This window comes from Mycobacterium sp. NPDC004974 (assembly GCF_053600815.1).
This window is the reverse complement of record NZ_JBSGAQ010000001.1, coordinates 789142-800963: the sequence shown is the minus strand read 5'-3', so window position 1 is coordinate 800963 and position 11822 is coordinate 789142. Positions and strand designations below refer to the sequence as shown.

At 64.6% G+C, this 11822-nt stretch carries 9 protein-coding genes and 2 tRNA genes; 5 read left to right on the top strand and 6 right to left on the bottom strand.

Going from position 1 to position 11822, the window contains the following annotated elements; all coding sequences use genetic code 11:
* Window positions 1-10: 10 nt before the first annotated feature.
* From ACWEFV_RS03895 to ACWEFV_RS03885, 3 genes are all read right to left on the bottom strand, one after another.
* Window positions 11-1987 carry a hypothetical protein gene (locus ACWEFV_RS03895; RefSeq protein WP_450069120.1) on the bottom strand — a complete coding sequence of 659 codons (1977 nt, stop codon included), beginning with the start codon at window positions 1985-1987 and terminating at the stop codon, window positions 11-13.
* Window positions 1988-2213: 226 nt separating this feature from the next.
* Entirely contained in the window at window positions 2214-2765 is a 552-nt protein-coding gene (locus ACWEFV_RS03890) for a cytochrome b (RefSeq protein WP_450069119.1), read from the bottom strand.
* On the bottom strand, window positions 2762-3850 hold the full coding sequence (locus tag ACWEFV_RS03885) for a catalase family peroxidase (protein ID WP_450069118.1): 1089 nt from the start codon (window positions 3848-3850) through the stop codon (window positions 2762-2764). The genes ACWEFV_RS03890 and ACWEFV_RS03885 overlap by 4 nt, the downstream gene beginning before the upstream one ends.
* A gap of 499 nt (window positions 3851-4349) precedes the next feature.
* Between ACWEFV_RS03885 and ACWEFV_RS03880 the strand changes: the two genes are divergently transcribed.
* From ACWEFV_RS03880 to ACWEFV_RS03865, 4 genes are all read left to right on the top strand, one after another.
* On the top strand, window positions 4350-4625 hold the full coding sequence (locus tag ACWEFV_RS03880; protein ID WP_450069117.1) for a hypothetical protein: 276 nt from the start codon (window positions 4350-4352) through the stop codon (window positions 4623-4625).
* Between the two features lie 194 nt (window positions 4626-4819).
* Window positions 4820-4891 (top strand) — tRNA-Arg (locus tag ACWEFV_RS03875).
* Window positions 4892-4913: 22 nt separating this feature from the next.
* Window positions 4914-4985 (top strand) — tRNA-Thr (locus ACWEFV_RS03870).
* A 24-nt stretch (window positions 4986-5009) separates the two neighbouring features.
* Complete coding sequence (locus ACWEFV_RS03865) at window positions 5010-7361, top strand: hypothetical protein (RefSeq protein ID WP_450069116.1); 2352 nt, start codon at window positions 5010-5012, stop codon at window positions 7359-7361.
* A 32-nt stretch (window positions 7362-7393) separates the two neighbouring features.
* Here ACWEFV_RS03865 and ACWEFV_RS03860 read toward each other — a convergent pair whose 3' ends face one another.
* Together ACWEFV_RS03860 and ACWEFV_RS03855 are read right to left on the bottom strand one after the other, a co-directional pair.
* Window positions 7394-8542, bottom strand: coding sequence for a tetratricopeptide repeat protein (locus tag ACWEFV_RS03860; RefSeq protein WP_450069115.1), 1149 nt, complete (start codon window positions 8540-8542; stop codon window positions 7394-7396).
* Window positions 8539-9762 carry an ATP-binding protein gene (locus ACWEFV_RS03855; protein WP_450069114.1) on the bottom strand — a complete coding sequence of 408 codons (1224 nt, stop codon included), beginning with the start codon at window positions 9760-9762 and terminating at the stop codon, window positions 8539-8541. Before ACWEFV_RS03855 ends, ACWEFV_RS03860 begins: the two co-directional genes overlap by 4 nt.
* Window positions 9763-9974: 212 nt before the next feature.
* Here ACWEFV_RS03855 and ACWEFV_RS03850 point away from each other — a divergent pair, with 212 nt between their 5' ends.
* Window positions 9975-10463 (top strand): DUF805 domain-containing protein, encoded by a 489-nt coding sequence (locus ACWEFV_RS03850; RefSeq protein ID WP_450069113.1) that lies wholly within the window; start codon window positions 9975-9977, stop codon window positions 10461-10463.
* A 149-nt stretch (window positions 10464-10612) separates the two neighbouring features.
* Here ACWEFV_RS03850 and ACWEFV_RS03845 read toward each other — a convergent pair whose 3' ends face one another.
* Window positions 10613-11491, bottom strand: coding sequence for a hypothetical protein (locus tag ACWEFV_RS03845; protein ID WP_450069112.1), 879 nt, complete (start codon window positions 11489-11491; stop codon window positions 10613-10615).
* Between the last annotated feature and the right edge of the window lie 331 nt (window positions 11492-11822).

Below are 11822 nucleotides of genomic sequence, written 5' to 3'. Positions count from 1 at the left end.
CCCCTTGGGGTCATGCGCCTTCCAGGCGGGTGACGACGGCGCGGAGGGACGCGAGTGCGTGTTCGTCCTCGATCGCGGGGTCGCCGGTCGAGTCGAAGCGTTCATCCCGCTCGACCAGTAGGCGGAGCTTCTTCACCAGCGCCCTTCTCACGGGAGCATCGGCGGTGGCACAGTGTTCGGCGAGGTTGATACCCGCCGCGCGGGACCACCCGTCTTCCATCGCTCCCGTAACGATCTTCGTGATGCGTGCAGGTGTCGCCGGTAGGGCAAGGCCCAGCTCAAGCATTCCGAGAGCGGCCTGCGCACTGACCTTGTAGTCGGTGCCACTCCAGTTCTTCCGGCCGGTCACCACGAGATCCGCGAGGAGCGATTCCAGGTCGTCGCGGGCGGAAGCGGCCAGGACGTTCGACGCGTGCCAGGTGGCTGCGAGGTTGATCGCGTCGGCGATGGGGCCGCGACCCCCGTCGATGATGCCGCGGAGCACCGGCCAACTCTGCACTGCCTCTTCCACTGAGGAATCGGCGAGGCAGCGAAGCGCCGTGAGCTGTCTCTCACGCCCAGGGTTGCTGGTGGCCGGCTCGCTACCCACGAGGTCCCGACACCAATCGAGGAACCGCGCGTCCGAGCGGTCGCCCCAGTGCGCGAGTACGTCGGACTCCACGTACTCGAGGTCGGCTTCGAGTACCCGGTGGAAGTCGCCGATGTTCTCGGTGAGTCGCGCGAGCGAGAGCAAGACGATCGCGTCGCCACCCTGCGCGGCTTCGCGGAGAAGTTCGATGCTGTCGGTGTCGTTCCATGCGGCGAGAGCCCCCGCAACCGCTCTCGGGTGCTCCGGCAGCAGGGCCCGGACGTCGGGGATCGCGGCGGACGCGATGCGGGCGGGCCATGTGCCGATCCAATCGACGAGACTCGCGGCGCAGTCCGACTTCGATTCGGCTGGCGACGCCTGTCGGAGCGCCTGACGGACACCCTCGACAAGCGGTACTGTGCCTGAACTCCGCTCGCGTGCAAAGGCATAGCCGAGACTCATCAAGCCGTTCGCGGATGCCGCAACCATGACCGCACGTGCCGCGGGATTGGTGATCAGAGCACGCGCAAGCAATGTGGACCAGCGATCATCGCCCGACCGGAGCAGCGCAAGCGCAGCATCCGCTCGCGCATCGGCATCATGGGCGTTCGAACCGATCTGCGCTCGATACCCGCCCTGGACGCGGTCGGCGACAGTGACGAGCGCGTCCCGTACTCCCTCACTCGCGGGCAGCTGGCGGAGGGCCCCGATCATGAGAACAGGGTTGGCGTCCGGCATCGCGGCGAAGGCGAGCAGACGGCGGATTGCGCCCGGTGCGTTCGATCGGGATGTGAGCACAACATCGACCAGCGCATTCACGGTCGACTCGTCCGCCGACGGCAACTCCTCGAACACCCGCATCGCAGCAGTGGGGTTCACGCCGCTCAGCCACTCGGCGACATCCTCGACACCGACCGCTGCAACCGGGGCAACCTCGACCGCGAGCGCCCAGTCAGCGACCAACGCCTCGACAACGGGCTGCTCGGTGCTCCCGCCCTCGATCCGCGCGAGCGTCGCGGCCATCACCATTCCCGGATCCCCGTCGGCGAGGAGGGCGGACACGTCGCAGCCCCAGCGCACGAGCGTCGCCGTGCACGCCCATTCAACGGCCTCCGCCGGACGTCGCGATGCCCGAGCGACAAGCATCGAGACCGCGTCGTCATCCACCGGACCGACGGCGCCCACCAGCAGTGCGGCGGCACCGGCCTCAGGCACATCCAAGGCGACGAGCGGCCGCACCGATTCCGCGATGGTCGCGAGCGACGATTGGGCGTCGCGAACAAGTGCGGTCATGTCGGCCTCGAAATCCTCGACCGCCGCGTACTGCTCCACGGACATGGCGTACATGAGCAACAGCCAGGCCACCAGGTCCGGGTTCGCGGTCAACCGGGCGCCCAGCATCGACGCCAGTGCCTCCATTGCCGGTGGCGTCGAGTCGTAGATCGTGCCCTGGTGCAGCACCGCGGCCCACAACTCTTGAACCGACTCCTCGACGGTCGCCGAGTCCGTCACGCCTTCCAACCAGCCTGGCACGTCCCCGGCATCACCGTAGGCGTGCGAAAGCGATGTCCATTCCGTATCTGTCAACCGTGCACGCCATGAATTCCGGATGAGGTTGTCGCTCATGCTTGCGCTCCGTGGGTCATCATCTGCTGGGCCACAATGATATTCGACGCAGAATTCCGTCGCGCAGAGCCAGGGTGTGGAACAGCACCGCACAGATGTGCGCGGTGAACGTCGCGAACAACACGTAGGCGGCCACAGTGTGTGCCGTGCGCAGCGCCGCGTAGAGGGTGATGTTGTGTGGGGCGATCGCGGGCAGGTGCAACGCCCCCACCATCACGACCGGTGACTGCGCGGCCGACAGCATAGCCCATCCGATCAGGGGCTGCACCAAAAGCAGTGCGTACAAAAGGTATTCGGAATAGCTGGCGACCCGCCGCTCCACCGGTCTCATCGTGGCCAGGAACGGCGGCAGCCGATGGGTCAGCCGGTTGATCAGCCGCACGATCGCGAACACCAGGATCGCGATGCCCAGCGGTCGGTGGATCGCCAGCAGCAGCGGGTAGTAGCTGAGCGCGGCGATCATCGTCACCCCGATGAAGAACTGCGCGATCACCATGACCGCCATGGCCCAGTGCAGCAGTCTGGCCGGCAGGTTGAACCGCGTGATCGGCGGTTTCGTCTCGGTGGTCATTGCTCACCCCCGGGGACGACGACTGCGCTGGGCGACTTGGGTTCTCGGGCCCTCCTGTTGAACGAGCGGGCGTAGACCGCGGATCGCGCACTCAGCAGCGGATCGTCGGACGCGGCCAGACCGTCGGGCAGCACCATCGGATCGAAGTTGATGTCGCGGGCGTTTCCGGGGGCCTCGGTGTGGACGGCGTCGATGGTGATGGTGCCCGCTTCGATCGTGGGGCGGTTCGCCGGCCATGGCAACGTCGGGTCGTTGGTGGGGTCACCGGGTTCGGCGAGCGTGAGGATCAGTTTCCAACTGACCGGGCCGTGGGTCACCTTGTCGATCAGTGCCTCGAAGAGGCGGTTCTTGTCGTTGCTGTCCGGCGGTTCGGCGGGCTGTTCGGGTGACACGGGCTGTTCCGGCATGGCTGTCCATCGGATGAACGTCGTCTCGCCTTTGTCGTTGATGGCACGGAAGGCGTGCAGCCCGCGGTAGGTGCTGTCGGCGAATCCGGCGCTCGGCGGGTTCTGCTTGATGATTTTCATCGCCGCGGCGGTCTCCGGATGGGCGGCCAGGAAATCCGCCATCGCCTGCGGGTCCGGCTTGCCGGTCTGCGGTTGTGGGCGTGACGCGAGCATCCGGTCGTAGAAGCCCTGCGGGGAGTTGTCGGTGAACACCGGAATGTTGACCATCGCAATACGCCACTGTTCGCCGTCGGGAAGCAAGAACATCAGGCCCAGTCCCCGGCCGGTGTCGGGCTTGTCAGGTTGGTCGGGTAGGCCGCCCGACAGTGAGAACCTGCCGACGACGGGCACCGTGCCGGGTTTGAACACCGCCGCCCGACTCACCTGAGCACCTGCACCCGTGCTGGTGAACGTTCCGGTGGCGGCTAGTCCCTTGGCATGGTTGCGCCGGAATCCGTCGTGCCGGCCGGCGATCTGTTCGAAGCGGTCGACGAAGTCGGCCGGCGTCAGCGCATCGGGCCGCAGCCAGCCGGCGGCCTCGGCGAGTCCACCGACACCGACCGCCGCGACACCACCGACCGCGGCCAGGCCGAGCAGCGCTCTCCTGCGGTTGAGCGCCGGGACGTCATTGGATTCCATCGTGGTCGCACTCCTCGTCGCCGCCGGACTTCCTCCAGTGTGAAACGGTATGCGGGCGCGCGCCGTTCAATCGGCCGAACGCGGTGCCGAGTCTGTGTGTCGGCTGCCATGCAACCGCAGAAGTCTGTGAATAAAAGGAAGTCCAGGTGTGCCCGAGGTCGGCCAAATGCCTATACCGTCGTGACGTCCATCGACGATCGACTGAACAGCAAGCGCATGTTTCTTCATGGCCTGCCGCATCCACTGAATCTGATCAAGCAAGCCTGACTCTAGAAACGGGTGGACTCAGAAACCGGAACTCGGCACACTCATGATTCGGTTGTGCATACGTTGTTCAAAGATCCGCGTACTGGGTCCACACTTACTTGAACGGTATGCGCCAGGCTGGATAACCGACTGTGTCACGGGGTGTGCATGCTGCGGATCCGCGGTGACATGAGAGGACTGCATGGGCGGTTTTGTTCGTCTCCAGGACGGTAACTGGTCATGGAAGAGTTCGATGACCAGCTTCTTGTTCGATTTTCTTGAGGACACTATGCCGGAGGGGCCAGCGCGCCAGGAAATTCACGAGCTGAATGAAAACAATGTCCTGATACTTGATTTGCGGGATCAATCGCGTCGCGAGATGGTAGATCTCATTGCCGACCAGCTTCTTTCGTGGGTGGCGACAAACGCCGCGGACCCTGCAGCACTGTCCAAGGGTTACGGTGAGCTGGTTGACCTCGCCAAGATGCAACAGGGTCGCAATCAGGCTGCAGCCGAATTCAGGAAGTGATTGCAATCCTGACTTCTGGTTGACCACTACGGGATGCTCGGGGATCTGCATCCCGAGGCTGATACGTGTCTTTCAGCCGCCACGCGAAGCCCACTGCGGGTCGAGCCCTGACCAGTTACAGCTACCAAGTCGCCCAACGCCACGCCGAAATCGCCGGCCAGCAATGGTCCCTTCTGTTAGCGTCGACTCGCCATCATGGAGTAGATCAGCGGTAGATCGCCCGGCTTCGGACCGGGAGGGCGCGGGTTCGATCCCCGCCTCCATGTCGACGCGACCGTCATGTCGCAACCTGGTGTAGCTCAGCGGCAGAGCATCCGGCTCGTAACCGGGAGGGCGTGAGTTCGAACCTCACCACCAGGCCACCCCTTAATTCTGGAGTCTGTCGTGCCCGACGAGCACTACCCCACCGCGTCCCTGGCGTACGCGACCCAGCAGCTGCAGCGCGCGATGGCCCGGGCAGTTGAGCTGGGCGATGCCGCGGACCGTGAGCGGGTGCGGCAGAAAGTACGACGCTGGGAAGATGTCGTGTTCGGGATCGCCAGCGGCCAGATTTCCGTGGGCAATCGCACACCTGTCGCCGACACTCCGGTTTGGGTGACCTTGGAGGTCACCCACGGGGGCTTCGCCACCGGACGGTATCTGGCGGAGAGCGCACTCGATGACGACGAAATGGCGCTGCTGACAACGCTGCCCGGCGATACCCCGGGTGCGAATGAGCGTGAACGGCTCAATCTATGGTTTCTAAGCGATGCCGGTCAGACGCAGCTGCGCGAGGCCTTGCATAGCGGCCATTACCGCGTGGAGATACCTGAAGAGGCCGCTCTCAGCGTCGTAGTGCTGTTGTTGGACAACGACTTCCCGGAACAAGCGTTGGACCTCGTCGCAGAACTGGGGCCGTTCATGAACCGGCTCAGGTTCACCCCACGGTTCGAGTCGGTGGCCCGCTTGTCGGGGGCTGCGGTGCGGCTGGCCTCTGCCACGCAGACGGCACAGTCATTACGAGCGGTGTCAGTGCCGCCCCAGATCGCTACGATGGGGGCAACGCTGGCCGTATGGAACCCACTGTATGACCGACTCGTAGCGCTGTGGTCCACCACAGTTGAGGGTCAATTGCCTCACCGCGACGGAACTCGGGCCGTGCATGGAGGCTGGCCCTGCCAACAATGGCCGCCAAAGTGGGCGCACGATAGGGCCCGCTGGCTCGCCGACTTCGCGCAAGCATGCAGCAGTGATGAATTCGTTGGTCGCCACGCCCACCCCAAGAGCAATTTCGCCACGCTGCACCGCGCTCTTGAAAGCTGCCCCAACGGGGGTGAAACACTGCCCGCCCATGAGGTCGGCGGGATCCGTCGCGCTCTGGCGAACACGATCACCCGGCACGGAGCCGCCGGCTCTCAGCACCGAGACACACTCCGAGCGACTCAGCTCAGAATCGCCAACGCGCCAACATACGCCGCACTGGCCCGCGTGCTCGCCCGACGCTTGGACCGCTACCCCGCGGACGCAGGTGTGCCTTCGCTAGATTCGATCGCCGCCGACGTCACCGAAGCCGATGAGCCAGTCGACAGCATCCCCACGGGGACACCGATCCCGCAACACTTGCTGCAGAAGGCAACTCGCGCGCTAGAAGCGCCCGTGGATGAGTTGGTGAGCCGTGGTGTCATCAGCTCCAGCGAGGTGCTCGCGATCGTGCTGCCGCAGCTGACGTCACGGCTTACTGCAGCAAGCATCGGCGATCCGGTGCTGGCCGGCCTCTACGAGCAGACCTACACCGCGTTCCGCCGCCGTCGTAGCCTGCTGCTCCTCAACCTCGAACACCAGGTGCGCTTTGAGGAATTGCCGTGGATCGCTGCGCTGCAACCGTGCCGGTCTCGGCGCGCGGACAACGCCCAGGCGGCACGGCAAGCTCTGCGACAAGCCAGCATGCTTGCCCTGACTGCGTTTCCCCACACCATCTTGCCCAACTCACTGATCCGCGAACTCGGCACGCTGGCGACCAAATCCGGGCTGCAACTGCCGCTGGTGGAGGAAGTCGCCGCTGACATCTTCATGGGCACCTTCACCTCAAAATGGCGTAGCGCCGCTGCTATCGCTAGCCGCACCATGGCCGGCACCCTCTACGCCGACTACTACGATCTCCCGCCTGCTTGGTTCTGGGCGGCCCGAAGCGACGCCCCGAAACGATGGGGAAAGCCGACAGCAGAGGACTTCGCTCAGGTATGCGCTAGGCGAGCCGAAGAGGCAGGCGCCACGGAATACCAAGCCCGCAACGGCTCCTGGGTCGCTCGCAACGGCGCCATTCTGGAACAAAGCCAGATACTTACCACCCATAACCTTGCGACACTCGTGTACGAGCTCGACCTCCTTGACCAGTTGCGCGATAGCTCACCCCAATTGGTCCGCAACACATTCACCTGGGTTATCCGACGACTCGCACAACCCACCCATGACTGGCACTCTGCACTGATCCAAATCAAGAACGCCGCATACGCCTGGCGTCAGGCAATCTTCCTGCTCTGCTTCTGCGATCCTGCGGTGCAACAGTCACAGGTGGGGCTGCTGCACGACGAAGCCCTTGCGGCCGGCATCCACAACCAATTCCGGCCAGCGATCGACGGACTGGACCACGTCATCGGCGGAAAGACATTCGCAGCGACCGGCACCGTGCCGGCGGGTACGGGCCGACGTTTCCTCGGATGGGCAGTGGGCCGACACTGGTATCAGCCTCAGCCATAACGCCGGTGAGTCACAGATTGCCATCTCGCGGGTCAGCCAATACGCCTGGCGGACACCAGTTTCGCGGTCAACACGCAGAAGCCGGCCAGCAGGATCGCCGCGCCCGTAGCGGCCGGAATTGCGATGTTCGGCTGGTCCAGCCCGGCCAGGCTATAGGCGGATACCCCCGTCGCGATCACGAACACTGTGGCCGGCAAGTCCCACCGGCGGTGGACGAGCCGCAGAGCGCCGGGCGGAAGCCGTACCGTCTGTTCCCTGTAGATCCATGCAACGCTCGCCGCGGCGGTAATCGCTAGAGCCGCACCGAGGATGGCCGCCATGACCGGGGCCGCGATGGCGGTGAGCACGGGTAACAGAAGCATGCACCAGAAGGCGAAGGTGACCGCCACAAGCACCGAGGTTCTGCGCACGATGCCGCGCGCCAGCTCGTTCGCATCGACCATGCCCCCGTCGATCGCCGCCGCGGCCAGCGTCGAATCGACAGCCCGGATAAACCTAAACCGGAATCGGGCGACCTCAGCGGCGACTGCATGCATACCGGCGTCACCGGGATCCAGCCGCAACGCCTCCAAGAGCAGGGCATCGGCGCGCCGCAGCGGGCCACGCCGCTGGAGGTAGAAGACCAGCCACGCGAGGGCGTAGACAATCAGCGCGACGCCCCTGGTCACCAGCACTGCGAACACCGCCCACCACGGGCGAACCTGGAAAAATCTGGCGCGGTCGATCTCGACGAGCGCTTCCGCGAGTGGTCCCACGGGAGACGCGGGGTCGACAGCGCGGATCGACTGTGCGGTCGACCGCGCGTTTTTGCGTTGCTTGACCTCGAGGTAGGCCTGCGTCAGCGTGAAACGGTAAAAGGGGTTGGTTGGCGCGAGTTGCGTGGCCGCATAGGCGGATTCGATCGCTTCCTGGGGTTCTCCGGCGCCATCGAGGATCGCGCGGGCCCGGGTGTCGAGTACCTGAGCCTGGCGTGGGTTCATGGCCAGGGAACGTTGGGCCCACATCCGGGCATCGCGCGCGTGACCCCCCGCTTGGAGTGCGAACGCCAGGAGCCCCAGCAGCTCGGCGTTGTTCGGATCGCTCTGCAATCCGACGCGCGCTGCCTGTGCCGCGTCCTCGTTGCGGTCGAGATCGAGAAGTACGCGTACTTTCTCCGCCGCACGCTCGGCCGTTGACGTCATCGCCGCTTCTTTCTCCTCACGAGGTAGCGCTCGAGTTCGGTGTAGTCCTCCTTGTTTTCGGCGAACGCGACATAGTTCTGCGCCAGGCTGAACCACGACGCCGTGCTGGCCTGGGTGTCCTTGAGTGCCGCGTCGAGGTGACGTTGGTTGACCGGTTGTGTGGAGCCGCGTCGCACCGAGTCGTGTAGTGCGAACTCGACGGCGCGGCGGCACAGGCCGGCCAGGTCCGCGCCCGAGTACCCGTCGGTGCGCTCGGCCACAGCGGCCAGGTTCAGCCGCTCAGTCGGGCTGGTGCGCAGGTGGTGCGCCAGGATCGCCTCTCGGGCGGGCCGATCGGGCGGCAGCACCAGCACTTTGCGATCGAACCGGCCCGGACGCAGCAGGGCGGGGTCGACGTCCCACACCTGGTTGGTGGCCCCAAGTACCAGTAGCCCCTCGTTGTCGCTGGTCGCCCCGTCGAGTTCGAGCAGCAACTGGTTGACGATGCTGCGGATGAAGCTCGATGTCTGGGCGCGCTTGTGGCCGAGTGCGTCGAGCTCGTCGATGAACAACACGGTCGGGCGCATCTGCCGGGCTTCTTCGAAGACACCCTTGATGTTTCGCTCGCTGTTGCCGAGCCACTTGTCGAGGATGTCGGCGATGCCGACATGGATGAAGAACAGCCCGAGTTCGCCCGCCAGCGACTTGGCCAGGAACGTCTTGCCGCATCCGGGCGGTCCCCACAACAGGAGGCTGGATCGCAGTGCATGCCCGAACGACTTGCGCAGTTCCTCATTGCGCATGGGTTCGAGGAAACTCATCCGCAGCCGCTGTTTGACGTCGTCCATGCCGGCCACGTCATCGAGCGTGAGCTCCGGGCGGACGATCTCCATCAGGTCGCTGACTGGGATGGCGTCGTCATCGTCATCGTCGGCCGTGGCCCATGCTTCGGCCTGCGGCACCTCCGCAGGTGGCGGCGGCGCGGCGGAAACCCGCTCGGGGATGGTCGGTTGCGGTGCGCGAGTGGGCATACCGAAACCATCGAGTGCCGCGCTCTTACGCGCGAGGACCTCGGCGTCCTCAGGGGACTGCTGCAGGAGAAGTTCACAGTGACCGAGCGCGGCGACGTACTGCCCGTCGTCCAGGAGCAGATCTGCCAGGTGCAGGCGCAGTGCGCGGTTGGCCGGGTCGGCGCGCACTGCGCCGTCGATCGCAGCCAGAAGCTGAGGGTCTACAGCCATTCCGTGCCATCCTCCCGCCCACAAACGGTCATCCACCAAGACCGCGCACCGACAGAGTAATCACCTGCTCCGACGTGGACTTCTACTCCACATATATTGCAGGCATTGCTTGACGCAACGGTGTACCGTGCGCGTTAATCTCAGCCGTCAATGGATGGGACAGCGGAGTCCATACGCTCCGCACACAACCGAATATCCGAGCAGAGGAACCAATGACGCGTAACGAGGAAACCTCGTTCAACACGGAGTACCCGTCCGAACCTGTTGGCACGACCGATCCCCGTGACCTCACGCTGCCGCTGTACGGAGCATCATTCGGCCAGGCGGTGTCGCGGTTCTTCCGCAGCTACGCCCGCTTCACCGGCCGCGCGTCGCGCAGTGAGTACTGGTGGGTCCAGCTGGCAGTCGCAGTAGTCGCCTTTTTCTGCGTGGCAATCGTCGCCGTAGCCGGAGACCCCAGCGCGCTCGGACGCATGTCCCTGGTACCCGTGGTCGTATTCGTACTGGTGTGCGCGGTTCCGAGCTGGGCACTCTTGGTCCGCCGGCTCCATGACGCCGACTTGTCCGGATGGCTGTCCCTGCTATTCCTGTTGCCCTACATCGGATCCGTGTTCCCGATCGTCTTCGGTGCGCTGCCCTCCAAGCCGCTTGGTGAACGTTTCGACCACCGTGATGACTACGACGATGATTCGGCTCCATGATTGGGATGCAATCGATGCCGCATCAGCACGGCATCTTGTCACCGACGGGTTCTCCAACGTGTTCGATGCCGAACCTCTGATGAGGACGGCTCCTGGGCAGCCTTGAGCGTGGTCCTCGCCGAATAGCCCAGCAGGGTCTCGATCTCCGATTACCCGCGTGGTAGCTCAGCCACTTGGCCGAGGGCGTCCGCGAACGGCCCTTCGACGAGAAGCGCGATGGATTCGTTGTCCCCGTCAATGCGAGTAATCGGCTGCGCCGAGCCGCCGTACCAGAAGTAAGTGTTGTAGCTGACCACCCCGCCCAGTGGATTGTCGGCCGCACTGACGGTGGCCGAGACGATCCAGGGTGCTGCTTCCAGCGTGGACTGCCCCACTCGGTGCAAGAACAACAGACCGCGGTGGGGCACGCTGAACAACACGCCCATCGGCGCGACACCATCGAGGACCGTCTCGATCAGCCGCGGCATGTTGAGGGCCTTGGACGCAATGAACAACGAGTCCCCCGACAACGCAAACACCTCATGGTCCAGCGCTTGGACATCGACAGGTTCGGCGTCCGTGTTGCGCTGACCGGCCTGGAAAAGCAAGTCGATGTCGCGGCCGGCGATGTCGCTGTCGCTGACGGTCTGCACGGCGGTAGGCAGATCGCGGCGAAGCTCGGCCACGAGTCCGTCGAAAGCCGGTCTGGCATAGTCCAGTGACAGCTCACCGCCGGTATCCGGTGTGATCAGCCGAGTCCGCATCTGAGCGAGGAATTCGGCATCGGACAGCTCCGACATCGGTGGGGCGTCCTGCCCGGCCAAGATCTGCTCGACCTCGAATCGCACTGCGTCCGGCAGCTCCTCGACCGACACGTCACGGCAGCGCGTGTGCATGTTGCTCAGCCACAGCACGGTCCCCGCGTCGGTGGCCAAACGGTCGTCACCTGGCCTATCACCGGGTGCAGGGCTCACCGTCATTCCGCGACGCTGCAGGTCGTCGATCACGAGCTCGCGTACGTAACGGTGGCGGTCAGCTTCCGTTGCCAAGACCGTTGTCTTGCGTCGAGGTTTCCAGGGAAGACGCATCGTCACCTTTCTTTCGGCGAGGCCGACGGGAATCGAATGCAAAGTATGGGTCAAAACTTGCGTGACCGTAGGTGGAATCGCGCCAACTCAAACCCCACCTAGGCCAGGCCTGTGCCGATCCTTCGACACACCGGTAAGCCCCCTCGAGCGAGCCGGCGCTAGTGGGGATCTCGCAGTAACAGACCCAAATTCGCGATGCGCTCCGCGCGACAGTCGACGAACTCGATTCCCGTGATTACTTTTCCGCGCCGTCGATCAGGACGTGGTCCCCAATCTGGATCGTCTGGTCCCC

What these genes read in the sequence shown, in the direction of transcription:
- ACWEFV_RS03895 (WP_450069120.1), bottom strand. Translation starts at nt 1,987, where the DNA reads ATGGAGGCACTGGCGTCGATGCTGGGCGCCCGGTTGACCGCGAACCCG.
- ACWEFV_RS03890 (WP_450069119.1), bottom strand. Translation starts at nt 2,765, where the DNA reads ATGACCACCGAGACGAAACCGCCGATCACGCGGTTCAACCTGCCGGCC.
- ACWEFV_RS03885 (WP_450069118.1), bottom strand. Translation starts at nt 3,850, where the DNA reads ATGGAATCCAATGACGTCCCGGCGCTCAACCGCAGGAGAGCGCTGCTC.
- ACWEFV_RS03880 (WP_450069117.1), top strand. Translation starts at nt 4,350, where the DNA reads ATGACCAGCTTCTTGTTCGATTTTCTTGAGGACACTATGCCGGAGGGG.
- ACWEFV_RS03860 (WP_450069115.1), bottom strand. Translation starts at nt 8,542, where the DNA reads ATGACGTCAACGGCCGAGCGTGCGGCGGAGAAAGTACGCGTACTTCTC.
- ACWEFV_RS03855 (WP_450069114.1), bottom strand. Translation starts at nt 9,762, where the DNA reads ATGGCTGTAGACCCTCAGCTTCTGGCTGCGATCGACGGCGCAGTGCGC.
- ACWEFV_RS03850 (WP_450069113.1), top strand. Translation starts at nt 9,975, where the DNA reads ATGACGCGTAACGAGGAAACCTCGTTCAACACGGAGTACCCGTCCGAA.